21 protein-coding genes are annotated in these 24324 nt (G+C 66.7%); 12 read left to right on the plus strand and 9 right to left on the minus strand.

Annotated features, from left to right (window positions below; genetic code table 11):
- Window positions 1-141 precede the first annotated feature (141 nt).
- The 6 genes from phoB to BMZ43_RS17280 all read left to right on the plus strand — a co-directional run bounded on the left by phoB (window position 142) and on the right by BMZ43_RS17280 (window position 7426).
- On the plus strand, window positions 142-831 hold the full coding sequence (gene phoB, locus BMZ43_RS17255) for a phosphate regulon transcriptional regulator PhoB (protein ID WP_007159925.1): 690 nt from the start codon (window positions 142-144) through the stop codon (window positions 829-831).
- An 18-nt stretch (window positions 832-849) separates the two neighbouring features.
- On the plus strand, window positions 850-2163 hold the full coding sequence (phoR, locus tag BMZ43_RS17260; protein ID WP_093255136.1) for a phosphate regulon sensor histidine kinase PhoR: 1314 nt from the start codon (window positions 850-852) through the stop codon (window positions 2161-2163).
- A gap of 55 nt (window positions 2164-2218) precedes the next feature.
- Window positions 2219-3985 (plus strand): sensor histidine kinase, encoded by a 1767-nt coding sequence (locus BMZ43_RS17265; RefSeq protein WP_093255139.1) that lies wholly within the window; start codon window positions 2219-2221, stop codon window positions 3983-3985.
- Between the two features lie 153 nt (window positions 3986-4138).
- Window positions 4139-5464, plus strand: coding sequence for a sigma-54-dependent transcriptional regulator (locus BMZ43_RS17270; RefSeq protein WP_093255142.1), 1326 nt, complete (start codon window positions 4139-4141; stop codon window positions 5462-5464).
- A 170-nt stretch (window positions 5465-5634) separates the two neighbouring features.
- Entirely contained in the window at window positions 5635-6942 is a 1308-nt protein-coding gene (locus tag BMZ43_RS17275; RefSeq protein WP_093255145.1) for an MFS transporter, read from the plus strand.
- A 175-nt stretch (window positions 6943-7117) separates the two neighbouring features.
- Window positions 7118-7426, plus strand: coding sequence for a hypothetical protein (locus BMZ43_RS17280; protein ID WP_017642364.1), 309 nt, complete (start codon window positions 7118-7120; stop codon window positions 7424-7426).
- Between the two features lie 191 nt (window positions 7427-7617).
- On the opposite strand, the gene BMZ43_RS17285 is transcribed toward BMZ43_RS17280, so the two are convergent.
- Window positions 7618-9570 (minus strand): DNA topoisomerase III, encoded by a 1953-nt coding sequence (locus BMZ43_RS17285; protein ID WP_093255148.1) that lies wholly within the window; start codon window positions 9568-9570, stop codon window positions 7618-7620.
- Between the two features lie 243 nt (window positions 9571-9813).
- Between BMZ43_RS17285 and BMZ43_RS26115 the strand changes: the two genes are divergently transcribed.
- Window positions 9814-10005: a hypothetical protein gene (locus BMZ43_RS26115; protein WP_133860042.1), complete on the plus strand. Its 192-nt coding sequence runs from the start codon at window positions 9814-9816 to the stop codon at window positions 10003-10005.
- Between the two features lie 18 nt (window positions 10006-10023).
- On the opposite strand, the gene BMZ43_RS17290 is transcribed toward BMZ43_RS26115, so the two are convergent.
- A complete protein-coding gene (locus BMZ43_RS17290) occupies window positions 10024-10929 on the minus strand; it encodes a LysR substrate-binding domain-containing protein (RefSeq protein WP_093255151.1) in 906 nt (301 codons plus the stop codon).
- A 155-nt stretch (window positions 10930-11084) separates the two neighbouring features.
- Here BMZ43_RS17290 and BMZ43_RS17295 point away from each other — a divergent pair, with 155 nt between their 5' ends.
- Window positions 11085-11699, plus strand: a complete 615-nt coding sequence (locus BMZ43_RS17295; RefSeq protein WP_093255154.1) for a glutathione S-transferase — start codon at window positions 11085-11087, stop codon at window positions 11697-11699.
- Window positions 11700-11786: 87 nt separating this feature from the next.
- Here the strand turns inward: BMZ43_RS17295 and gcvT are convergent, their stop codons facing one another.
- The 6 genes from gcvT to BMZ43_RS17325 form a co-directional block, all read right to left on the minus strand.
- Window positions 11787-12896 carry a glycine cleavage system aminomethyltransferase GcvT gene (gene gcvT, locus BMZ43_RS17300; protein WP_093255157.1) on the minus strand — a complete coding sequence of 370 codons (1110 nt, stop codon included), beginning with the start codon at window positions 12894-12896 and terminating at the stop codon, window positions 11787-11789.
- 144 nt (window positions 12897-13040) lie between these two features.
- Entirely contained in the window at window positions 13041-15896 is a 2856-nt protein-coding gene (gcvP, locus tag BMZ43_RS17305) for an aminomethyl-transferring glycine dehydrogenase (protein WP_093255160.1), read from the minus strand.
- 7 nt (window positions 15897-15903) lie between these two features.
- Window positions 15904-16272 (minus strand): glycine cleavage system protein GcvH, encoded by a 369-nt coding sequence (gene gcvH, locus BMZ43_RS17310; protein ID WP_093255163.1) that lies wholly within the window; start codon window positions 16270-16272, stop codon window positions 15904-15906.
- 253 nt (window positions 16273-16525) lie between these two features.
- Window positions 16526-17680, minus strand: a complete 1155-nt coding sequence (locus BMZ43_RS17315; protein WP_093255166.1) for a glutathionylspermidine synthase family protein — start codon at window positions 17678-17680, stop codon at window positions 16526-16528.
- A gap of 2 nt (window positions 17681-17682) precedes the next feature.
- Window positions 17683-18228 (minus strand): DUF1190 domain-containing protein, encoded by a 546-nt coding sequence (locus BMZ43_RS17320; protein ID WP_093255169.1) that lies wholly within the window; start codon window positions 18226-18228, stop codon window positions 17683-17685.
- 9 nt (window positions 18229-18237) lie between these two features.
- Window positions 18238-18642 carry a DUF350 domain-containing protein gene (locus BMZ43_RS17325; protein ID WP_058791768.1) on the minus strand — a complete coding sequence of 135 codons (405 nt, stop codon included), beginning with the start codon at window positions 18640-18642 and terminating at the stop codon, window positions 18238-18240.
- Between the two features lie 189 nt (window positions 18643-18831).
- Between BMZ43_RS17325 and poxB the strand changes: the two genes are divergently transcribed.
- Entirely contained in the window at window positions 18832-20556 is a 1725-nt protein-coding gene (gene poxB, locus BMZ43_RS17330; protein ID WP_093255172.1) for a ubiquinone-dependent pyruvate dehydrogenase, read from the plus strand.
- 18 nt (window positions 20557-20574) lie between these two features.
- Here poxB and BMZ43_RS17335 read toward each other — a convergent pair whose 3' ends face one another.
- Complete coding sequence (locus tag BMZ43_RS17335; protein ID WP_093255175.1) at window positions 20575-22092, minus strand: sigma-54-dependent transcriptional regulator; 1518 nt, start codon at window positions 22090-22092, stop codon at window positions 20575-20577.
- Window positions 22093-22180: 88 nt separating this feature from the next.
- Between BMZ43_RS17335 and BMZ43_RS17340 the strand changes: the two genes are divergently transcribed.
- The 3 genes from BMZ43_RS17340 to BMZ43_RS17350 all read left to right on the plus strand — a co-directional run bounded on the left by BMZ43_RS17340 (window position 22181) and on the right by BMZ43_RS17350 (window position 24276).
- Window positions 22181-22615, plus strand: coding sequence for a MarR family winged helix-turn-helix transcriptional regulator (locus BMZ43_RS17340; protein WP_093255178.1), 435 nt, complete (start codon window positions 22181-22183; stop codon window positions 22613-22615).
- A 150-nt stretch (window positions 22616-22765) separates the two neighbouring features.
- On the plus strand, window positions 22766-23182 hold the full coding sequence (locus tag BMZ43_RS17345; protein ID WP_064309165.1) for an organic hydroperoxide resistance protein: 417 nt from the start codon (window positions 22766-22768) through the stop codon (window positions 23180-23182).
- 68 nt (window positions 23183-23250) lie between these two features.
- Window positions 23251-24276 (plus strand): alpha/beta hydrolase, encoded by a 1026-nt coding sequence (locus tag BMZ43_RS17350; protein ID WP_093255181.1) that lies wholly within the window; start codon window positions 23251-23253, stop codon window positions 24274-24276.
- The last annotated feature ends 48 nt before the right edge of the window (window positions 24277-24324 follow it).

Below are 24324 nucleotides of genomic sequence, written 5' to 3' on the forward strand. Positions count from 1 at the left end.
CTCGCTGGCAAATCTCAATATGTGATACGTCATCCCATATTGTGGGATTGAAGTTAGATATGACAGCCTTGTCACATAGCTGCAATATTGGCGCTATCTAATGCACGGCACATTGCAAGGACTCGAGAGGCAGAGCGCTCCATGACAGGTAAATCCATCCTGATCGTCGACGATGAGGCCCCCATTCGCGAAATGATCGCCGTGGCCCTGGAAATGGCGGGCTATGAATGCCTGGAGGCGGACAACAGCAAGGACGCCCACGCCCTGATCGTCGATCGCAAGCCCGATCTCATCCTGCTCGACTGGATGCTGCCCGGCACCTCCGGCCTGGAGCTGGCTCGGCGCCTCAAGCGCGACGAGCTGACCGACGCCATTCCCATCATCATGCTCACGGCCAAGGGCGACGAGGACAACAAGGTCCAAGGCCTGGAGACCGGTGCCGACGACTACATCACCAAGCCCTTCTCGCCCCGCGAGCTGGTGGCGCGCCTGAAAGCCGTGCTGCGCCGTACCGGCCATCTGGAGAACGACGGTCCGCTGGAGGTCAACGGCCTGATCCTGGATCCGATCAGCCACCGGGTGACCATCGATGGCGCTCCCGCCGAGATGGGGCCCACCGAGTACCGGCTTCTGCAGTTCTTCATGACCCACCAGGAGCGCGCCTACACCCGCGGCCAGTTGCTCGACCAGGTCTGGGGCGGCAACGTCTATGTCGAGGAGCGCACCGTGGACGTGCACATCCGTCGCCTGCGCAAGGCCCTGGGCGAGACCTACGAGAACCTGGTACAAACGGTACGCGGCACCGGGTATCGCTTTTCCACCAAACTCTGACGCGGGATCACCGCCGCCGTGAACATCAACTGGCGCTCCCGTCTGGCCACCCAGCTGTCGATCGTGGTCGGCGGCTGCGCCCTAGCCGGCTGGCCCTTCGGCCATGTCGGGCTGGCGGTGGCTCTGGGACTGGCGGTCTATCTGGCGGTCACCCTGAAACACCTGCTGCGGCTGCATGCCTGGCTGCTGAGCGATGCCCCGGGCGCACCACCCGAGGCCGAAGGGCTGTGGGGCGATGTGCTGGACCGGCTCTATCGCCGCCAGCGCCACGAGCAGCGCCAGCGTGAAGAACTGCTCGCCGTCATCGGCCGCGCCCAGGCCTCCACCGAGGCCCTGCGCGACGCCATCATCCTGGTGGACCGCCATGGCAACCTGGAATGGTGGAACCGCGCCGCGGAAACCCTGCTGGGTCTGCGCCAGCCCCAGGACCTCGCCCAACCCATCACCAACCTGGTGCGCCATCCGCGCTTTTCCGACTACTTTCTCGGTGGCGACTACGGTGAACCGCTGGAACTGGCCTCGCCGCTCAACGACGACCAGTACCTGCACATCCTGATCACCCGCTTCGGCGAGGGCGATCGCCTGCTGCTGGTGCGTGACGTGACTCGCATCCACCAGCTGGAACAGATGCGCAAGGATTTCGTCGCCAACGTCTCCCATGAGCTGCGCACCCCGCTGACGGTGATCACCGGCTACCTGGAAACCCTGCTGGACAACGCCGAGCATGCCACCCCGCGCTGGCGCCGGGCGCTGGGACAGATGCAGCAGCAGGCCGGGCGCATGCAGCACACCATCGACGACCTCCTGCTGCTGGCCCGCCTGGAAGCCACCGACTACCCCGCCGACAATCGCCCCGTGGCCCTGGAGCCCCTGCTCGCCTCCATCCTGCAGGACGGCCGCGCCCTGTCCGGTGCGATAGGCCACCGCCTGAGCCTGGACTGCGCCCCGGACCTGGCGCTGCTGGGCAGCGAGACGGAATTGCGCAGCTGCTTTTCCAACCTGGTGTTCAACGCGGTCAAGTACAGCCCCGAGGGCGGCGAGGTGCGGGTACGCGCCTGGCAGGACGCCGAAGGCGCCCACGTCGCGGTGCAGGACACCGGCCCTGGCATCGACGCCCGCCACCTGCCGCGCCTGACCGAGCGCTTCTATCGCATCGACGCCAGCCGCGCCTCCAGCACCGGTGGCACCGGCCTGGGCCTGGCCATCGTCAAGCACGTGCTGATCCGTCATCGCGGCGGCCTGGACATCCACAGCGTGCCCGGCGAGGGCAGCTGCTTCACCTGCCATTTCCAGCCCGAGCAGATCGCCCAGCGCACCGCCGTCTCGGCCTGAACCGCCGCCGCCCCGCCGTGCTATCGTCCGGCCATCCCTGTCACGGTCCCTTGTCATGCCTCCAGCCCTGCGCCTGCTGCCGGTCCTGTTGCTCGCCCTGCTCGGCGGTCTGCTGGTCAGCGTGCTGGCCTGGCAGCGCGCCGAACGGGCGAGCCTGGCAGAGGCCAGCCTGCTCGGCCAGGAACAGTTGCGCCTGCATGCCAGCAGCCTGCAGACCCTGATCGATCGCTTTCGCGCCCTGCCCGCGGTGCTGGCCCAGGATCCCGAGCTGATCGCCGCCCTCACCACGCCACCCGATGCCGCCGCCACCGAGCGCCTCAATCTCAAGCTGGAACGACTCAATGCCGCTGCCCAGTCCTCGACCCTGGAGGTGCTGGACCGCAGCGGCCTGGCCATCGGCGCCAGCAACTGGCGGCTGCCCACCAGCTACGTCGGCCATAACTACGGCTTCCGGCCCTATTTCCGCGAGACCCTCGCGGGCGGCAGCGGCCGCTTCTATGCCGTGGGGGTCACCACCGGCATTCCCGGCTATTTCCTCTCCCACGCGGTGCTGGACGCCCAGGGCCGCTTTCTCGGCGCCGTGGTGGTCAAGCTGGAATTTCCCGCCATCGAGGCGCGCTGGGGCGAGCACCCCGAGGTCTTGCTGGTGAGCGATGCGCGCGGCGTGGTCTTTGCCGCCAACCGGCCGGCCTGGCGCTATCGCCTGCTGCGCGAGCTGACGCCCGCCGAACGCGCCGAACTGGCCACCACCCGGCAGTACGACAGACGCACCCTGCAACCGCTGCTGCATAGCCAACAGGTGGTCTTGGACGACCAGCGCCAGGTGGCCCGTATCGAGGCGCCCGAAGGCAGCGCCGACTACCTCTGGGACAGCCTGCCGCTGCCCAGCGAAGGCTGGACCCTGCACCTGATCAGACCGACCCGGGAGCTGCAGGGCAGCGGCCTGGGCGCCGCCCTGGCCGCCGGCTGCGCCTGGCTGCTGCTGGTCTGCGCCGGCCTGCTGCTGGTGCAGCGGCGGCGGCTGCTACGCCTGCGCCAGCGCAGTCGACTGGAGCTGGAGCAACTGGTGGAAGCCCGCACCGCCGAGTTGCGCACCGCCCAGGATGGCCTGGTGCAGGCCGCCAAGCTGGCCGCCCTGGGGCAGATGTCGGCAGCCCTGGTGCATGAACTCAACCAGCCGCTCACCGCCCAGCGCATGCACCTGGCCAGTCTGCGGCTGCTGCTGGACCACGGCCGGCTGGACGAGGCCCGCGCCGCCCTGGAACGCCTCGATGGCCTGCTCACCCGCATGAGCGGCTTGACCGCCCACCTCAAGACCTATGCCCGCAAGACCCCTGCCGGTCTGCGCGAGCGGGTCGATCTGGCCCGGGTAGTGGATCAGGCGCTGGAGTTGCTGGAGGCGCGGCGCGCCGAGCTGGCTGTCGAATTGAACTTGGAACTGCCGCGCCCGGCCTGGCTGCTGGGCGATCCGATTCGCCTGGAGCAGGTGCTGGTCAATCTGCTGCGCAATGCCCTGGACGCCGTGGCCGAACGACCGAAGCCGCAGGTTGCGGTCAGCCTCGTGCAAGAGGGGGACAGCTGGTTGCTGGAGGTGGCCGACAACGGTGGCGGCATCGCCGCCGAGCACCTCGACCAGGTGTTCGATCCCTTCTTTACCACCAAGCCGGTCGGCGAAGGCCTGGGGCTGGGGCTGGCGGTGTCCTCGGCCATCGTCCAGGCCCAGGGCGGCAGCCTGACGGCCACGAACGACACCGAAGGCGCGGTCTTCAGGCTTCGGCTGCCGGTAGCCTCCTGCGGCCAAGAAGCGTCTCCCTCCCCCTAGTCGCCTGCGGCTTGCCGCACTGGCCCAAGCTGAAATCACTGCGCGGCCCCCGGGTCTATTCCGCTGCCCGCTACGTTCATTCCTTCGGATGACTCGACCGCCCCGTGCCGTTCGGGCAAGGTAACCGCGCACCAGCCGCGAGAGGACGCCCCCATGCAAGCCCAGGTCTATCTGGTCGACGACGAAGCCAGCATCCGCGAAGCGGTGCGCCAGTGGCTGGAGCTGTCGGGGCATCAGGTGCGGCTGTTCGCCCGCGCCGAGGACTGCCTGGCGGCGGTGACCCCGGATTTCGCCGGCGTGGTGGTCAGCGACGTGCGCATGCCCGGCATGGACGGCCTGGCCCTGTTGGGCCGGCTGCAGGCCCTGGATGCCGACCTACCGGTGATCCTGCTCACTGCCCACGGCGACGTCGCCCTGGCCGTCAGCGCCATGCGTCAGGGCGCCTACGACTTCCTGGAAAAGCCCTTCAGCCCCGAGGCACTGCTCGGCGATCTCGGCCGCGCCCTGGAAAAGCGCCGGCTGGTGCTAGAGAACCGCCAGCTGCACCGCCGGGTCGATGACCAGAGCGCCCTCGCCCGTCGGCTGCTCGGCGTCTCGCCCGGCATCGTCCGCCTGCGCCAGCAGATCCTCGACCTGGCACCGACCCCGGTCAACGTGCTCTTGCGCGGCGAGACCGGCAGCGGCAAGGAACTGGTCGCCCGTTGCCTGCATGACTTCGGTCCCCGGGCCGGCAAGGCCTTTGTCGCGCTCAATTGCGCGGCCATCCCCGAGCAGCTGTTCGAGAGCGAATTGTTCGGCCATGAGAGCGGCGCCTTCACCGGTGCCCAGGGCCGGCGCATCGGCAAGCTGGAATACGCCAACGGCGGCACCCTGTTTCTCGACGAGATCGAAAGCATGCCCCTGGCGCAGCAGGTCAAGCTCTTGCGGGTGCTGCAGGAGCAACGCCTGGAGCGCCTCGGCTCCAACCAGAGCATCGCCCTGGACCTGCGCATCGTCGCCGCCACCAAGCCGGACCTGCTGGAAGAGGCGCGCGCCGGGCGCTTTCGCGAAGACTTGGCCTATCGCCTCAATGTCGCCGAGCTGCACCTGCCGCCGCTGCGGGCGCGACGCGAAGACATCCCGCTGCTGTTCGATCACTTTCTCGCCGAGGCCGGCGCCCGCCTGGGGCGCCCGGTCACCCCGCCCGGCGCGGCGCGACTGGCCCAGCTGCTGGGTCACGGCTGGCCGGGCAATGTCCGCGAACTGGCCAACGCCGCCGAACGCGAGGTCCTCGGCCTGGGCGCGCCGCCGACCGCCCAGGGCAATTCCCTGGCCGATCAGCTGGAAGCCTTCGAGGCCCAGTGCCTGCGCGCCGCCCTGGCCCGCCACGGCGGCGAGATCAAGGCGGTAATGGACGAGTTGCAACTGCCACGGCGCACCCTCAACGAGAAGATGCAACGCCATGGCCTGGTGCGCGCCGACTTTCGCGACGACGACTGAGGCGCCATCGGCGGAAATCCGCTCATTGCCCACCGGCTTTCGGCGATCTTTCGCCGATCCGCCCTGGCAAAACCCAGTCAGAATGCGGCTTCGCGACCTGGCACGCGCCCTGCTATAGCCCTTGTCGACGCCCCGAGCGCCCTAATAACAACGACAAGAGGAACACCCCTGTGGATAGCACCGCTACCCTCGCGGCCGGCCAGACCGCGCCCAAGACTACCTCGCAGCGCATCAAGTCCATCTTCAGCGGTTCCGTCGGCAACCTGGTCGAATGGTACGACTGGTACGTCTACGCCGCCTTCTCACTGTATTTCGCCAAGGCCTTCTTTCCCAAGGGCGACCAGACCGCCCAGCTGCTCAACGTGGCCGCCATCTTTGCCGTGGGCTTTCTCATGCGCCCCATCGGCGGTTGGCTGATGGGCCTCTATGCCGACAAGGCCGGCCGCAAGTCCGCGCTGATGGTCTCGGTGATCATGATGTGCGCAGGCTCCTTGATCATCGCCCTCACCCCCAGCTACACCACCATCGGTGTCGCTGCCCCCATCATGCTGGTGCTGGCGCGGCTGCTGCAGGGCCTCTCAGTCGGCGGTGAATACGGCACCTCCGCCACCTACCTGAGCGAGATGGCGACCAAGGAAAGCCGTGGCTTCTACTCCAGCTTCCAGTACGTCACCCTGATCTCCGGTCAGCTGCTGGCCCTGGCCACCCTGATCGTGCTGCAACAGACCCTGACCGTCGAACAGCTGGAAAGCTGGGGCTGGCGCATTCCCTTCCTGATCGGCGCCGCCTGCGCCGTGACCGCGCTCTATCTGCGCCGCGGCATGGAAGAGACCAGCTCCTTCAAGAAGGCCGAGAAGCCCAAGGAATCCCTGATGCGCACCCTGGCGCGCCATCCCAAGGAATTCCTCACCGTGGTCGGCCTGACCATGGGTGGCACCCTGGCCTTCTACACCTACACCACCTACATGCAGAAGTACCTGGTCAACTCGGTGGGCATGAGCAAGACCGACGCCACCTCCATCTCGGCGGCGACGCTGTTCCTGTTCATGCTGCTGCAGCCCGTCGTCGGCGCCCTCTCCGATCGCGTCGGCCGGCGCCCGGTGCTGATCGCCTTCGGCGTGCTCGGCACGCTGTTCACCTATCCGATCCTGACCGCCCTGGGTAGCGTCACCACTTGGTGGGGCGCCTTCGGCCTGATCATGGTGGCGCTGGTGATCGTCAGCTTCTACACCTCGATCAACGCCGTGGTGAAGGCCGAGCTGTTCCCCACCGAGATCCGCGCCTTGGGCGTCGGCCTGCCCTATGCGCTGACCGTGTCCATCTTCGGCGGCACCGCCGAATACCTGGCGCTGTGGTTCAAGAGCATCGGCATGGAAAGCGGCTACTACTGGTACGTGACCGGCTGCATCGCCTGCTCGCTGCTGGTCTACGTCCTCATGAAAGACACCCGCGATCACTCGCGCATCGTCCACGAATAACCGCTCGTCCCTGGGTGCGGGCCTCTCGGTCATTAGATTTGGCCGTCCGGCCCGCCCCCCTTTGCCTGGGCTTTGGGGCACGCCATCGTAGTGCCACCGGCAGCACTCACAACGGTCATTTCGCTGGCCGCTGTGGCGAGTTCGCCCCCTCCTCCCAAGCCCCGGTTACACACTCATGGAAATCGACTACGGTCCCAGCTACGCCAAACTGGGTATCCAGTTTCAATACCAGTGGAGCACCCTGCTGCGCGATGCCCTGAAGAAGCACGGCATCACCGACGCCCAGGCCAAGGCCATCTGTGGTGACTTCGCCTTCGATCTTTCCAAGCTCATCGACGAAGCTGAAATCAAGGCCGACGGCCTTTCCTACCGCCCGGTAATTGCCTTCACCGAGGACGAAGAAACCCTGCTGGTGCAGTCCGCCGAGTTCGACTATCACGAAGCGGCCTATGCCACTGCCGCGGCGGCGTTCGAGAAGAAATAAGACGCGGGCACGGGGCTTTGCGCCCTCACCCCAACCCTCTCCCCTGGGGAGAGGGGGCGGTCTGGAGCGGTAGTGGGCTCTTCCTCCAGACATGGGCCTCGATGTTGTTCCAGTGTTACCGCGATAGCGATTAGCGATACCCAAGCTAAGACCAGCTCCGGTGACTATACCTCCTGATCTCCACACCGCCCTCAGCCAGGCTTGACCCTCGGCTTGCGCACCCGCGTTGGTGCGCCACCCGGCTTGGCCTTGGCCCCGCCCGTACGCCGCTTCTTCTTCCAAGGCGCACCCTTGCCCGCCGGCGGCGGTCCGCTGATGGTCAGGGTCAGGCCAAGGCAGCGCTCGACCTGCTTGCCCATCCAGGCCGATTGCTTGGTGACGAATTCCGCGAGGCTCAATTCGCCTTCCTGCACCCGATCCAGTGCCTGCTCCCAGAGCGCCGTGGTACCCGGATCGGCGATGGCCCGAGGCACGGCGTCGATCAGGCCGAAGGCCGCCGGCGTCGCCGCCAGGGCCTTGCCCTGCTTGACCATATAGCCGCGGTCCAGCAAGCCCTGGATGATGCTGGCGCGGGTCGCCTCGGTGCCGATGCCGGTGGTGTCCTTGAGCTTCTGCTTGAGAGCCGGATCCTCCACCAGCTTGGCGACATTTTTCATCGCCTTGATCAAATCGCCCTCGGTGAAGGGCTTGGGCGGCTGGGTCAGTTGATCCCGGCAGCGCACCTCCACCACCGGATAGGACTCCCCCTCGCGCAACTCGGGCAGCGCCTGGGGCGGCGGGGCCTCACGGCCCTTGGGCGGCGTGAGCGACTCGGGCAAGGCGCGCCGCCAGCCCGGTTCCACCAGCCGCTTGCCGGTGGCGCGCAGGCGTTCGCCACCGGCCTCGAAGTCGGCCTGGGTACGATCAAATTCGTGCTGCGGCAGGAACTGCGCCAGGTAACGGGCACGGATCAGGCCATAGACGTTGCGCTCCTGCGGACTCAAACGCCCCAGGTCGCGGGTCACCAGGGTCGGGATGATGCCGTGGTGGGCGCTGACCTTGGCATCGTTCCAGGCCCGCGAGCGGCGACTGGCGTCCAGGTGATCGCGCAGGGGGACGAGACTGTTGTCGGCGCCCAGCAAGGCGGCCAGCAGCGCCGGCGCCTCGGCGTGCTGGGACAGCGGCAGGTAGCCGCAGTCGCTGCGTGGATAGGTGATCAGCTTGTACTTTTCATAGAGCGCCTGGGCCACGTCCAGGGTCTGCTGGGCGCCCAGGTTGAGGCGCTTGGAGCAGACCTCCTGCAGGGTGCCCAGATCGAAGGGCAAGGGCGCTGCCTCACGGATGCGTTCGGTCTTGAGCTTGACCAGCCGGGCCTGCCCGGCCGCCTCGATGGCCCGCGCCGCGGCCTGGGCCACCTCGGGCTTGAGGCAGCGCCCCTGGTCGTCACAGACGTCCTCTGGCGGCTGCCATTGGGCCTGAAAGCGACTGCCCGAGGCCTCCAGGGTCGCCTCCACGGTCCAGAAAGGCATTGGCACGAAGGCGGCGATGGCGCGGTCGCGGTCCACCACCAAGCGCAGGGTCGGGGTCTGCACCCGCCCGACCGAGAGTACGCCCTGGTAGCCGGAGCGACGTCCCAGCAGGGTGAACAGCCGGCTCATGTTCATGCCGATCAGCCAGTCGGCGCGCGAACGCCCCAGGGCGGACTGATAGAGTCCATAGGTCTCGGCACCGGGCTTGAGCGCGGCCAAGGCGCGGCGGATGGAGATATCGTCCAGCGCCGACAGCCACAGCCGGCGAATCGGCCCGCGATAGCGGCAATGTTCCACCAGCTCGCGGGCGATCATCTCGCCCTCGCGATCGGCATCGGTGGCGATCACCAGCTCACTGGCCTCGCCGAGCAGGCGCTTGACCGCCTTGAACTGGCTGCCGGTGGTCTTCTTGACCTGCAGCTTCCACTGCTCGGGGACGATGGGCAGGTCGTCCAGCGACCAGCGCTTGTAGCGGGCGTCATAGGCATCCGGTGGCGCCGTTTCCAGCAGATGACCGATGCACCAGGTGACGGTCACACCCTGCCCCTGCAGGCAGCCCTCGCCACGGCGCGTGGCGCCGAGGACACGGGCGATGTCCTTGGCCTGGGAAGGTTTTTCGCAGAGATACAGCTGCATGGCGGGCGTCGCGCGAGGGGAATCGCCACAGGATGCAAAGCCTGCGCGACCTGCGCAAGAACTAATCTGTATATCCGTACAGAAAACGGTCTTGGCGCAAATTCGCCCAACAGGCCACAGCGCCCTTAGGACGTGGATCACAGCTTGAACGGCTGCTACCGGGGGAGCGGAATCTTGCCCGTGACGGCCGGTCCTTGGGCTACGGCACTTTCGCCGTCTTTAGCCGAGCTCTGGGAGGCGTCAATGAACACTGTAGCTATGGATCGCGCCACGGCCGAGAGCACCGGCGCCGGAAATTTCGTGGATACCGCCAGCGGCCAGGCCCTGCGCGCCAGCATTTCGGCCATGCGCCGGACCACCAGCCAGGTGCAGCGCATCAACGATCAACTCTGGGAAGTCTGGCCGGACGGCCGTCGCAAGCTGCTGCTGCGCTAAGACGCTCCGCCCGACGCCCTAAGCGGGCGTCGGCGCCTCCAGCGCGGCCAGATAGGTCGCGACCTCGGCCTGGATCCAGGCGCTGAAGCGCTCCTGCTTGTCCGCCGATTCGGCACGTTCCGGCCAGACCAGCCAGTAGGCATAGGGATAGGGCGCCGTCACCGGACTGAGCTGGACCAGACGCCCCTCGTTCAGCGCGGCCTGCACCAGGCTGCGCCGCTCCAGCGCCAGCGCCTGACCAAGGCGTAGCGCCTCCAGTACCACGTTGGAATCGTTCACGCTGATGCCGCGATTGGGCGCCGCTTCGCCTAGACCGGCCGTTTCGCCCCAGTGCAGCCAGGTTTCCTCCGTGTGCAATAGCGGCTGCGTGAGGGCCTCGTCCAGGCTGCGCGGCAGTTGCCCACCGTTGTAACCAGGCGCCGCTACCAGCAGCACATCGTCCTGGAACAGCCGCAACGCCGTCAGGCCATCCCACTGTCCCTCCCCCATGCGCACCCCGATATCCACCATGCCCTGGCGCAGATCCTGGAAATCCAGGCTGGTCTGGATGCGGATGCGATATTCCGGGTGCAGGGCGCGAAAACGTGGCAGTCGCGGCAGCAGCCAGTGGGTGGCGAAGGAGGGAAAGGTGGCGAACACCAGTTCGTTGCGGCGTGGCCGGGCCTGCAGTCGCCGCGTGGCTTCGCCCAGATCCTCGAGCAACTGGCGGACCTGCTCGGCATAGACGCGACCGTCACCGGTGACCTCGATCCCGCGCCCCTGGCGCTCGAACAGCACCATGCCCAGCTGGTGCTCCAGGCCCTTCACCTGCTGGCTCACCGCGGCATGGGTGAGATGCAATTCGGTGGCGGCGCGGGTCACGCTGCCCAGACGAGCTACCGCTTCGAAGCAGCGCAGAGCATTCAGCGGCGGTACGCGCGACATGTAAGACTTCCTTAACTATTCCGTCAGATTTTCTCGCTGGAAGTAGCTTCGTCGAATCCTTAATGTCTTGTCCAGAGCGGCACCGGGCGTGAAACGCGCAACAGGGGTGACGTTCCACGTGAAACAGGATTCACTCTTTCTGACAGGATGCCCCCATGCAACTCATTGGCATGCTCGACTCCCCCTATGTGCGGCGAGTCGCGATCTCCCTGCGCCTGCTGGTGCTGCCCTTCGAACTGCGCCAGGTGTCGCTGTTTCGCGAGGTCGAGCGCTTTCGCAGCTTCAATCCGGTGCTCAAGGCGCCCACGCTGATCTGCCTGGACGGCCAGCGGCTGATGGATTCGTCGCTGATCCTGAACTACGCCCAGCACCTCGCCTGCGGTAGCCGGCAGTTGCTTCCTGCGGGCCATGCGGCCCGGGCAACCGCCCTCGGTCGCAGCGGCCTGGCGCTGGCCCTGTCCGAGAAGGCGGTGCAGCTGGTGTACGAGCGTGACCTGCGACCGGAAGAGAAACGCCATGCGCCCTGGCAGCAGCGGGTGGAGGGACAATTGCGCGCGGCCTGTGGCGCCCTGGACAAGACCTGGCTGGGCCCGCGTCCGCCGCTGGGTGAAGACAGCATCGGCCAGGATGCCATCGACACGGCGGTGGCCTGGACCTTCCTGCACTTCGCCCTGCCGGGACTGATCGAGCGGCGTAACTACCCGACACTGGAGGCCCTGACCACCGAAGCGGAGGCCCTGTCGGTGTTTCGGGATTATCCGGTGGCGTGAGGGGGCTTTGGGCTTCGCTGGCGCTCAACCCAACCTACGGCACGCGCTCGTAGGTTGAGTTGAGCAACGCGAAGCCCAACACTCAGATCAACCGCGGTAATACCGCTGTGGCACGAAGGGGGTCTTGGCGACCTTGACCGGCACCTGTTTGCCGCGCACCACGGCAAACAACTGGGTATCGAGGGCGGCAAAGTCGCTATCGACATACCCCATGGCCACCGGCGCACCCAGAGTCGGGCCAAAGCCGCCACTGGTAACACGGCCGATGCTGGCACCGTTGGCATCCACTAGCTCCGCGCCTTCGCGCACCGGCACCCGCTCCTGTACCAGCAGGCCGACGCGCTTGCGGCTCACGCCCTCGCGTTGCTCGGCGAAGATGCGGTCGGCACCGGGAAAACCGCCGGCGCGACCGTTGCCTTCACGACGCACCTTCGACAGCGCCCACCCCAGGTTGGCCATCACCGGCGTGGTGCCGGCATCCATGTCATGGCCATAGAGGCATAGACCGGCTTCCAGGCGCAGGGAGTCGCGGGCGCCCAGGCCGATGGCCTCGACTTCCGGCTCGGCCAGCAGATGGCGCGCCAGGGCTTCGGCAGCGGCGCTCGGCACCGAGATCTCGTAGCCGTCTTCGCCCGTGTAGCCACTGCGACTGACGATGCAGGGCTGGTCCAGCAGCTTGACGCGGCGGACCTGCATGAAAGTCATCTCCGCCACCTCCGGCGCCAGGCGCGCGAGCACCGCGGCAGCGGCGGGACCTTGCAGGGCCAGCAGGGCGCGGTCGAATTGCGGCAGCACTTGGCAGCGATCGCCCAGGTGCTTTTCCAGATGGGCGAGGTCGGCTTCCTTGCAGGCGGCGTTGACCACTAGGTAGAGGCAGTCACCCAGGTTGGCGACCATGAGGTCGTCGAGGATGCCGCCGTTGTCGTCGGTCAGCAGGGCATAGCGCTGCATGCCGCTGGGCAGGTCGATGATGTCGACCGGCACCAGGGTCTCCAGCGCCTCGGCGGCTTCTTCGCCTTCGAGCAGGACCTGGCCCATGTGGGACACATCGAACAACCCGGCCTGGGCGCGGGTGTGCTGGTGCTCCTTGAGCACGCCGAGCGGGTATTGCACCGGCATCTCGTAGCCGGCGAAGGGCACCATGCGGGCGCCGAGTTCCAGGTGCAGGGCGTGCAGCGAAGTCTTGAGCAGGGACATGGTGGGGCTCCGTGTCGGGTGGCGGCTTGCTCGCCCCTCGAGGAGGAGCGGGCAAGCACTGGACTGATGGGTCGCAACTATGGGTGATTCGGTCATCACTTACCCCGGCCGCTTTCCCAGGGGGAAAAGGGCCGGGGTAAGGGCTCAGGCCTCGCCGTAGGCTTCGATCGGCGGGCAGGAGCAGACCAGGTTGCGATCGCCGTAGACGTTGTCGATGCGTGCTACCGGCGGCCAGTACTTGCCATCCACCAGGCTCGGCAGCGGGAAGACCGCCTGCTCGCGGCTGTAGGGGTGGGTCCACTCGCCCGCCAGTTCACGCGCGGTGTGCGGCGCGTTCTTCAGCGGGTTGTCCTGGGGATCCAGGTTGCCGGCTTCCAGGGCGCGGATCTCTTCGCGGATGGCGATCATGGCGTCGCAGAAGCGATCCAGTTCCTGCTTGGACTCGCTCTCGGTGGGCTCGATCATCAGGGTGCCGGCCACTGGGAAGGACATGGTCGGGGCATGGAAACCGAAGTCGATCAGGCGCTTGGCCACGTCGTCCACGGTCACGCCGCTGCTGTCCTTGAGCGGACGCAGGTCGAGGATGCACTCGTGGGCCACCAGGCCACCGGTGCCGCTGTAGAGCACCGGATAGTGCTCTTCCAGCCGGCGGGCGATGTAGTTGGCGCTGAGGATGGCGATTTGTGAGGCGCGGGTCAGACCGGCGCTGCCCATCATCTTCAGGTACATCCAGGAGATCGGCAGGATGCTGGCGCTGCCGTAGGGCGCCGCGCAGACCGCGCCTTCCTTGCGTTCCAGCCGGGCATGGCCGGGCAGGAAGGGCGCCAGGTGCGCTTTGACGCCAATGGGGCCGACGCCCGGACCGCCGCCGCCGTGGGGGATGCAGAAGGTCTTGTGCAGATTGAGGTGGGAGACGTCGCCGCCGAATTGGCCCGGGGCGCAGAGACCGACCATGGCGTTCATGTTGGCGCCGTCGATATAGACCTGGCCACCGTGGTCATGGACCACCTGGCAGATCTCGCGGATGGCCTCTTCGAACACCCCGTGGGTGGACGGATAGGTGATCATCAGCGCGGCCAGGCGCTCGCTGTGCTGCTCGGCCTTGGCGCGCAGGTCGTCGAGATCGACGTTGCCGCGCTTGTCGCAGGCCACCACCACCACGCGCATGTCGACCATGCTGGCGGTGGCCGGGTTGGTGCCATGGGCCGAGGCCGGGATCAGGCAGACGTCGCGCTCACTCTCACCACGGCTCGCGTGATAGGCACGGATGGCCAGCAGGCCGGCGTACTCGCCCTGGGAGCCGGCGTTGGGCTGCAGGGAGACGGCGTCATAGCCGGTGGCGGCGCAGAGCATGGCTTCCAGCTCGGTGGTGAGCTGGGCATAGCCCTCGGCCTGGTCGGCCGGGGCGAAGGGGTGGATACCGCCGAACTCGGCCCAGGTGACCGGGATCATCTCGCTGGCGGCGTTGAGCTTCATGGTGCAGGAGCCCAGCGGGATCATGGTGCGATCCAGCGCCAGGTCCTTGTCCGCCAGCTTGCGCAGGTAGCGCATCAGCTCGGTCTCGGACCTGTGGCTGGCGAACACCGGATGGGTCAGGAAGGCCGACTGGCGCTGCAGCGCCGCGGGCACTTCCACGCCCTGTGCATCGCCCAGCTCGGCGACCTGGGGTGCGGGCTTGCCGTCGGCCAGGATCTCCAGCAGCGCCTGGACATCGGCCAGGGTGCTGGTCTCGTCCAGGGACACGCCCAGGACCTCGGCGCTGACTTCACGCAGGTTGTAGCCACGGGCACGGGCGGACTCGTGCAAGGCGGCGGTGCGCGCGCCGAACACCAAGGTCAGGGTGTCGAAGGCGGTGTGCTGGGTCTCGTGGCCCAGGCGCTGCAGGCCGGCGGCCAGCAGACTGGTCAGACGCTGCACCCGGGTGGCGATGCGGGTCAGGCCTTCGGGACCGTGATAGACCGCGTACATGCTGGCGATGTTGGCCAGGAGCACCTGGGCGGTGCAGATGTTGCTGGTGGCCTTCTCGCGGCGGATGTGCTGCTCGCGGGTCTGCAGCGCCAGGCGATAGGCCGGGTTGCCGTGGCGGTCGATGGAGACGCCGACGACACGACCGGGCATGTCGCGCTTGTACTTGTCCTGCGTGGCGAAGTACGCCGCGTGCGGACCGCCGAAACCGAGCGGTACGCCAAAGCGCTGGGCGGTGCCGATGGCCACGTCCGCGCCCAGCTCGCCGGGCGGGGTGAGCAGGGTCAGCGCCAGCAGGTCGGCGGCCATGGCCACCAGGGCACCGGCGGCCTGGAAGGCCTGGATGCTCTCCCGGTAGTCACGGATCTCGCCGGTGGTCATGGGGTACTGGAACAGCGCACCAAAGAAGCGGCCGTGGTTCTCGATCTCGGTTTCCACGCCCACCACCACCTCGATGCCCAGGGGCTCGGCGCGGGTACGCAGGACGTCCAGGGTCTGCGAATGGCAATGCACGGATGCGAAGAAGGCGCTGGCCTTGTTTTTCGCCAGGCGTTTGCAGAAGGTCATGGCCTCGGCGGCGGCGGTGCCCTCGTCCAGCAGCGAGGCGTTGGCCACCGGCATGCCGGTGAGATCGCCTATCAGCGTCTGGAAGTTGAGCAACGCCTCTAGGCGACCCTGGGAGATCTCCGGCTGGTAGGGGGTGTAGGCGGTGTACCAGGCCGGATTTTCCAGCAGGTTGCGCAGGATCGGCGCCGGGGTGTGGGTGTTGTAGTAGCCCTGACCGATCAGGCTCTTGAGCAGGCGATTCTTGCCGGCGATGGTGCGCAACTCGGCCAGGGCGTCGGCTTCGGACAGTCCGGCGGGCAGGTCCAGCACGCTGGTGCCCTTGATGCTCTCGGGGATCACCTGGGCGGTCATGGCCTCCAGAGATTCGTAGCCGAGCAGGTTCAGCATGGCGATCTCGTCCAGCTCGCGCGGACCGATGTGGCGCGGGACGAATTCGTCGGCGGTGCTGAGGGTGTCGTGCAGCGACATGGCGGTCTTACCCCTTGATCAGGTGCTGATAGGCGGCTTCGTCGAGCAGCGCGGAGAAGGCGTCGGCATTGGCGGGCTGGAAGCGAAAGAACCAGCCGGCGTTCAGCGGATCGCTGTTGATGGTCTCGGGCGCATCGTTGAGCGCCTCGTTGACCGCCAGGACCTCGCCGTCCAGCGGCATGGTGATGTTGCTGGCGGCCTTGACCGACTCCAGCACCGCCACTTCATCGCCCTGGGCGTAGCTGCGCAGCTCCGGCAGTTGCACGAAGACCAGGTCGCCGAGCGACTCCTGAGCATAGTCGGTGATGCCGACGGTAATGCTGCCATCGGCTTCCTGACGCAGCCATTCGTGTTCTTCGGTATAGCGCAGACCCATTGCCAGACTCCTGCGGACCTTTGTCCTGATGGATAGATGTGTCTGGTAGTGCAAGGGTAATGCCAGGAACAAAGTCCAGCGTTTTCAGGGGTTTAACTGAAGGACCCCTATCGTGCCGTAACGAAATCGTTACGAAAGGACAAGAGAAGCCACCCAGCCGTAACGTTTATCGAACACCGTATCGATATCAATACGACTTTAGCTGTCCTCTAGGGTCCGACAGCCTACCTGCACCGTTTCGAGCGTCGCGCCGTCAGTCGAGGATGAAGTGCGGCAGAAAGCGCGAACTGTCCTGGGTGATCAGCGAGCGGTCTTCGCGGATGCCCATGCCACAGGCCCGATTGCCCACTACCCAGCTGCCCAGTACCGGGTAGTGGCCGTCGAAGCAGGGCAGCGGCTGGCAGGCCTGGCGAATGGTCGCCCCGCTATAGGGACCCGCGACGGTCACCTGGCGCCCATCGCTAGTGTGCAGGGTCACATTGGCACCCTCCCGGGAGAACAGTGGCTTGCGCACCCAGCCCGGCGCCAGGTGCGTGCTGGGTCGGGCGTCGAAATAGGTGCGCAGCAGATTAGGATGCCCCGGGTGCTGTTCCCAGAGCAGCGCCAGGATGCCCTTGTTGCTGAGCAATGCCTTCCAGGGAGGCTCGACGAAGCGGGTACCGCTGGTAGGGATCGCCGCGCCGAAGGGGTCTTCCAGCAGGTGCTCCCAGGGATAGAGCTTGAACAGGCTGAAGATGGAATGGCCCTGGAGATCGACAAAGGTCCCCGAACGCTCCAGGCCGATGTCCTCCATGGCCAGAAAACGAGCATCCAGGCCGGCCTGAGTCGCGCAGTCGCGCAGGTAGTCGACAGTGCCGCGATCCTCCAGCGAATCACGCACCGCGGCCAGGTACAGCGGCTGCGGCACACCCAGCTCCGCCAGGGTCTCGATCAATCGCTCCTGGATCAGATTGTACTGGTCGGCAGTAGACGGCAGTACGCCGCGTTCACGTTGCTGCTCCAGCCACAGCCACTGGAAAAAGGCTGCCTCGTAGAGCGAGGTGGGGGTGTCGTAGTTGAGTTCGAACAACTTGGCCGGACCCTGGCCGCTGTAGCAGAGGTCCATCCGGCCATAGAGCGAGGGTTCACGGCGCCGCCAGCTGATGCGCAGGTGATCCCAGAAGAAGCGCGGGATCTGCAGCCGCTCCAGCAGCTCTTCACGCTCGACGATGAGATCCACCAGGGCCAGGCACAGCTCATGCAACTCGGCTGTGGGCGCCTCGATATCGTCCTCGATCTGCCGCAGGCTAAAACGGTAGGCGGCGGTCTCGTCCCAGTAGGGTTCGCCGTCGAAGGTATGGAAGGCGAAGCCCAGAGCCTCGGCCTGTTGGCGCCAGTCGGGGCGTTCGCTGAAGGCGATGCGTTGCATGACTAACCCCCGCTGCTGGCGCGTGCCGCCGCGGCCTGGCCGAAACCACCACGGCTGACGAAGCGTCCAGCATCTACCGTCTGGGCCGCGCGAGCCACCGAGACCCGACCACTGTGATCGGCCACGGCGACGTTGCTGCCCGTACGCCAGGTGCCGGGATCGTCCAGGGAGCGGTAGAGCGGCTGACTGGCACGACGCCGGTCGCGATCCAGGTCCACGTCGGGCAGATCGCCACCGGAAGCCGGGTCGCGATTGATCAGGAAGCCCGACATCCGCGGCGAGTAATAAGGCTGCGGCCCATCGCAGCGCTCCGTACCGAAATCCGCCTCGCAATCGCCCCGCTGTCCATAGCGCGGTGCCTGCAGGGCGTGGGCACTACGCGCATTGGCGTACTCGCGGGCGCAGACGCTGCCACTGAAGACACCATCGCGCGTGCATTGCTCCGCTGTCTCGTAGGTATAGCCGGTGGTAGGCCGACTGGTGCACCAGGCCAGGGTCAGCACCGGGGCGCCGATGAGGACCAGTTTGAGTGCTTGGCTGCGTTTCATGACCCGCCCTCAACCGGTAATGGCGGCAGCGTTGAGCACGCCCACGGCGATGGCGAAGCAGGCCGCAAGGATGCCGCTGGCCATCTCGTTGGCCGCCAGGCGCTGTGGCAGCCCGGGCAGGCCCAGGCGCAGCAGCTGGAAGGCCAGCAACTGGGTGACCAGGGCGATGACCGCCCAGAGCAGGAAATCGGTCAGGCTCACCGCTACCCGCATGGCACCGGCCAGGGGCAGGACGAAACCGAGCAGGCTGCCACCGAAAGCCAGGGCCACGGCGGGCACGTCGGCGCGAATCAGTTGCCACTCGCGGTGGGGCGTGAGCCAGGCGTAAAGCACGCAGAACAACCCGAGCAGGGCCAGGGACAGCAATAGATAGAGCAGGAAGGCGGGAAACCCGCTGAGGTAGGCGGACAGCACAGAGACGTTCCTTGTCGAGAGAGGCCGACCGCAATTATCGCCGCACCTGCAGAGGGCGCGCCTACCGTTCACCGGGCGAAACGCCAGGATGGTCGCGAACTTCCGCCCTGCTTCATCGGACCAAGAAGGCACAACAAGACCTCTGCCAAGCGGCTTTGCCCTCTCCCATCCTTGTCTGGAGTCTTTGTCATGGCTGTGAAAACCGTTGCCGATCTGCTCGTCGCCACCCTCGAAGCTGCTGGTGTGGACACCATCTGGGGCCTGCCGGGCGATTCGCTCAACGGCCTCACCGAAAGCCTGCGCAAGCGCGATCGCATCCGCTGGCGCGGGGTGCGTCATGAGGAAGCCGCTGCCTTCGCCGCCAGTGCCGCGGCCGACACCAGCGGGCGCCTGGCGGTGTGCGCCGGCTCCTGTGGCCCGGGTAACCTGCACCTGATCAATGGCCTTTTCGATGCCCAGCGCAGCGGCGCGCCGGTGCTGGCCATCGCCGCCCAGATTCCCTCCAGCGAGATCGGTCTGGGCTATTTCCAGGAGACCCACCCGGAGCGGCTGTTCCGCGACTGCAGCGACTTCTGCGAGGTGGTCTCCCATCCCGAGCAGCTGCCGCGCATCCTCGAGACCGCCATGCGCTCGGCCATTCTCAATCGCTCGGTGTCGGTGGTGGTGATTCCCGGCGACGTGGCCCTGGCCGAGGCGCCGCTCAAGGAAGCCCAGTGGAGCGAGCCGGTGCGTCCGGTGGTGGTCCCGCCGGAAGCCGAGCTGGATGCCCTGGCCGAGTTGCTGGCCGGCGAAAAGCGCATCACCCTGCTCTGCGGCGCCGGTTGCGCCGGTGCCCATGCCCAGGTGGTGGCCCTGGCGGAGCGGCTGCAGGCGCCGGTGGTCCATGCGCTGCGCGGCAAGGCCCATATTGAGTACTCCAATCCCTATGGCGTGGGCATGACCGGCCTGATCGGTTTTTCCTCCGGCTATCACGCGCTCAAGGAGTGCGACCTGCTGCTAATGCTGGGCAGCAATTTCCCCTATCGCAACTTCTTCCCGGATCACGGTCGGGTGGTACAGATCGACGTGCGCGGCGCCCACCTGGGCGTGCGTACCCCGCTGCTCAAGGGGTTGGTGGGCGATGTCCGTGCCACCTTGGACGCCCTCTTGCCGCGGCTCAAGCCCAACGGCCACGGCCGCTTCCTGGAAAAGGCCCAGCAGCACTACCGCAAGACCCGCGCCGAGCTGGACGAACTGGCTACCGCTACGGCCGATGGCGAGCCACTGCATCCGCAGTATGTCACCACCCGCGTCAGCGAACTGGCCGCAGCGGACGCCCTCTTCACCTGCGATGTCGGCACCCCCACAGTGTGGGCGGCGCGCTACCTGGCGATGAATTTCGAGCGCAAGCTGGGCGGCTCCTTCACCCACGGCTCCATGGCCAATGCCCTGCCCCAAGCCATGGGTCTGCAGGCGGCCTATCCCAATCGCCAGGTGGTGGCGCTGGCCGGCGACGGCGGGCTGTCCATGCTGCTGGGCGAGCTGGCTACCTTGGCCAGCGAAAAGCTGCCGGTCAAGGTCATCGTCTACGACAACGCTTCCCTGGGCTTCGTCGCGATGGAGATGAAGGCTGCCGGCATGATTGATGAGACTACGGACCTTGGTGGCGTCAACTTTGCCCAGGTGGCCGAGGCCTGCGGCGTGCGCGGCTGGAAGGTGGAATCCGCCAGCTTGCTCGATGCCACCCTAGAGGAGGCCTTCGCCCACCCCGGCCCGGCGCTGGTGGATGTACGCATCGCCAAGCAGGAGCTGTCGCTGCCACCGAAGATCGAGGCCGCCCAGGCCAAGGGCTTCAGCCTCTACATGCTGCGCGCGGTGATGAGCGGGCGTGGCAGCGAGGTAGTGGATCTGGCCAAGACCAACGTCCTGCGCTGATCCAGACGCCCGCGGCCTCTAGCGCCGTGGGATGCCGTAACGCCGCAGGCGCATGGCGATGGCCGAGTGGGATGTCTGCAGGCGCGCGGCCAGCTGGCGACTGGACGGATACTGCGGATAGAGCCGCTCCAGCAGCGCCGCCTCGTAGCCCTGGACGGCGGCCTCCAGGGTGCTGACCTCGGTCTCGACCTGGCCGGCCACCGCGGTGCCGGCCAGGTCGAGGTCGTCGACGTCGATCTGGCCGCTCTCGCTGATGGCGGCGGCGCGAAAGAGGATGTTCTGCAATTGCCGGACGTTGCCCGGCCAGGCATTGCCCAGCAGCACGCCGTAGGTGGCCGGGGCCAGGCGACACGGCGGTCGACCGATCTGGGCGCAGGCCTGCTGCAGGAAGTGCCGCGCCAGCAGCAGGATGTCCTGGCCACGCTCGCGCAACGCCGGCACCTGCAGGCTGAGCACATTGAGGCGATAGAAGAGGTCTTCGCGAAAGGTGCCGGCCGCGACCATGGCCTGCAGATCGCGATGGGTGGCGGCGAGAATGCGCACATTGACCTTGGTTTCCTGGGCCCCGCCAACGCGGCGAAACGTGCCATCCGAGAGAAACCGCAGCAACTTGGCCTGCAGATAGGGCGACATCTCCCCGACCTCGTCCAGAAACACCGTGCCCTGGTCGGCCAGCTCCAGCAGGCCCGGCTTGCCGCCGCGCTGGGCGCCGGTGAAGGCGCCCGGGGCATAGCCGAACAGTTCGCTCTCGGCCAGGCTCTCCGGCAGGGCCGCGCAGTTCAGCGCCAGAAAGGGCGCCTCGCGGCGGGCGCTGGCGGCGTGGCAAGCACGCGCGACCAGTTCCTTGCCGGTGCCGGTCTCGCCGAGGATGAGCAACGGCGCCTCTAGGGCCGCTAATCGCTGGGCCCTAGCCTTGAGGGTGCGGATGGCGGCGCAGTCGCCGAGCAGCGAATCGAAGCCCTCGGGGGTGTCATGGCGCAGCGCCGAGAGGCGGCCACCGATCCGGCTTGGGGCATAGAGGGTCAGCAGCCCGCCGGCCAGGCCGCCGACCGGCTCGCCAATGGGCGTGGCGTCCAGCAGAAGCGCCTGGCCGCGCAGCACCACCTCGCGCAGCGGCAGGCGAAAGCCCTGGTCCAGCAGTTCACTGGGCAATTCGCTGTCGTTGAAGAGTTCGGCCAGGGTATGGCCGCTGTCTTCGCCCGCGAGGGCGGCAAAGGCCGGATTGGCCAGCAGGATGCGGCCCTCACCGTCTACTGCCAGCACCGGATCAGCCATGGCGGCGAGCAGGGCATCAAGCTGCAGAGATCGGCGCTGGCCGGGCAGGATGTCCACCACCCGTACCGCCTCCACCCCGACCACGGTGAGCAGGGCGGCGCGCAATTCCTCCAGCACCGCCGCGCTTAGGGTCGGCGCATCGATGTAGACGTTGGGCGGCACCATCTCCACGGCGTCCAGGTTGAGATTGCGGGCACCGAGCAACGCCAGGACTTCCTGGGTGATGCCGACACGATCGATGAACGACACATGGATACGCATGGAAACCCTGGGGTCTGAAAGCGAAAGGGCTAATGCTACCCAAATGCTCGGGTTAGAATCACTTCTCATTTACCCAGGCGGGACCGCCATGACCAACAAAGACCCTCTTCTGCTCGATCAGCAGCTGTGCTTCGCGCTGTACTCCACCTCGCTGGCCATGACCAAGGTGTACAAGCCGCTGCTCGAGGAGGTGGGCCTGACCTACCCGCAGTACCTGATGATGCTGGTGCTCTGGGAAAACGACCGTCTGCCGCTTAAGGAGCTGGCGCGTCGGCTGCACCAGGATTCCGGCGCCCTCACCCCGGTGCTCAAGCGCCTGGAAGCCGAGGGTTATGTGACCCGGCAACGCAATGCCGAGGACGAGCGTAACCTGTCCATCGAGCTGACCGAGTCTGGCCGAACCCTGCGCGAGCGGGCGCGGAAGATCAACAGCACCATCAGCGGCTACTGCGCGCTGGGTGACGCGGAGATGACCCGGCTGCGCGAAAATCTGATGACCCTGCGCGCCAAGCTGGAACGTTGATCCTCGCCGACCGCAGCCATTGGTCGGTTGCCTCCGAAAATATATTTGCGCGATAACTAATATCGCGATAACTTAAGTCCGTACCCGGGCCAGCCCTCTCGGTAACAGCCCAAGCAAACAGTTATCGCGATACGTAAATAGGAGCACGCCATGAACATCCTCTATACCGCTTCCGCAACCAGCACCGGTGGCCGCGACGGCCGTTCCATCAGCAGCGATAAGGCCCTGGACGTGCAGCTGTCCACGCCCAAGGAACTGGGCGGTGCCGGGGGTGCCGGTACCAACCCCGAGCAACTCTTCGCCGCCGGCTACTCCGCCTGCTTCATCGGCGCGCTCAAGTTCGTCGGTGCCAAGGAAAAGATCGCCGTGCCGGCGGACGTCAGCGTGACCGCTCAGGTCGGCATCGGCCCGATCCCCACCGGCTTCGCCTTGGACGTCGAACTCGTCATCAGCCTGCCGGGCCTGGAGCGCGCTGTAGCCGAAGACCTGGTCGAGAAAGCCCACCAGGTCTGCCCCTACTCCAACGCCACCCGCGGCAACGTGGACGTGCGCCTGACCCTGGCCTAAGGGTCGCGGTATTACCTAGGCGCTTCAGCCGAGGCGCCCGGTCCTTCCTGTTCGAGGAGTCATCCGTCATGCGTACCGTCTCTCGCCTGCTTGGCCTTTCCGCACTCACCCTGGCCCTGGGCAGCGCCTTTGCCGCGCCCCAGCCCGATCCCGCCTTCGAACGCACCACCCAGGGCTTCATCGACGCCCTGAACGGCAGCGGTGGCAAACCCCTGGAAACCTTGAGCCCTAAGGACGCCCGTGCGGTGCTGTCCGGCGCCCAGTCCGGCGTCAAGGTCGATCTCTCAGGAGTCAAGACCAACGAAAAGACCATCCAGGTCGACGGCAAGCCGCTGCAGCTGACCATCGTCCGCCCGGCTAACGCCAAGGGGCAGACGCCAGCCTTCATGTTCTTCCACGGTGGCGGCTGGGTACTGGGTGACTTCCCCACCCACCAGCGCCTGGTGCGTGACCTGGTGGTGGCCTCCGGTGCCACGGCGGTATTCGTCAATTACACCCCGAGCCCGGAAGCCCACTTCCCGGTGGCCATCAACCAGGCCTATGCCGCGACGAAATGGGTCGCCGAGCACGGCAAGGACATCAATGTCGACGGCAGTCGCCTGGCGGTGGCCGGCAACAGCGTCGGCGGCAACATGGCCGCGGTGGTCAGTCTGATGGCCAAGGACAAGGGCACGCCCAAGCTGCGTTACCAGGTGCTGTTCTGGCCGGTGACCGATGCGAGCTTCGACAATGGCTCCTACCAGACCTACGCCGAGGGCCGCTTCCTTACCCGCAACATGATGAAGTGGTTCTGGGACAACTACACCACCAGCGAGACCGAGCGCGCCAACGTCTATGCCTCGCCGTTGCGGGCCAGCGAGGCCCAGCTCAAGGGCCTGCCGCCGGCGTTGGTGCAGACTGCCGAGAACGACGTGCTGCGGGACGAAGGCGAGGCCTATGCACGCAAACTCAACGCGGCCGGCGTCGATGTGGTGCAGGTGCGCTACAACGGCATGATCCATGACTATGGCCTACTCAACGTCCTGGCCAAGGTACCCGAGGTCCAAGCTTCGCTGACCCAGGCCGGCCAACTGCTCAAGCTACACCTGCAGTAGGACTGGGCGTGGTACCCGAGGGGGTGGCTCCGTTCGCGGAGCCACCCC

This window comes from Pseudomonas sp. Snoq117.2 (genome assembly GCF_900110545.1).
Taxonomy (GTDB): Bacteria; Pseudomonadota; Gammaproteobacteria; order Pseudomonadales; family Pseudomonadaceae; genus Chryseomonas; species Chryseomonas benzopyrenica.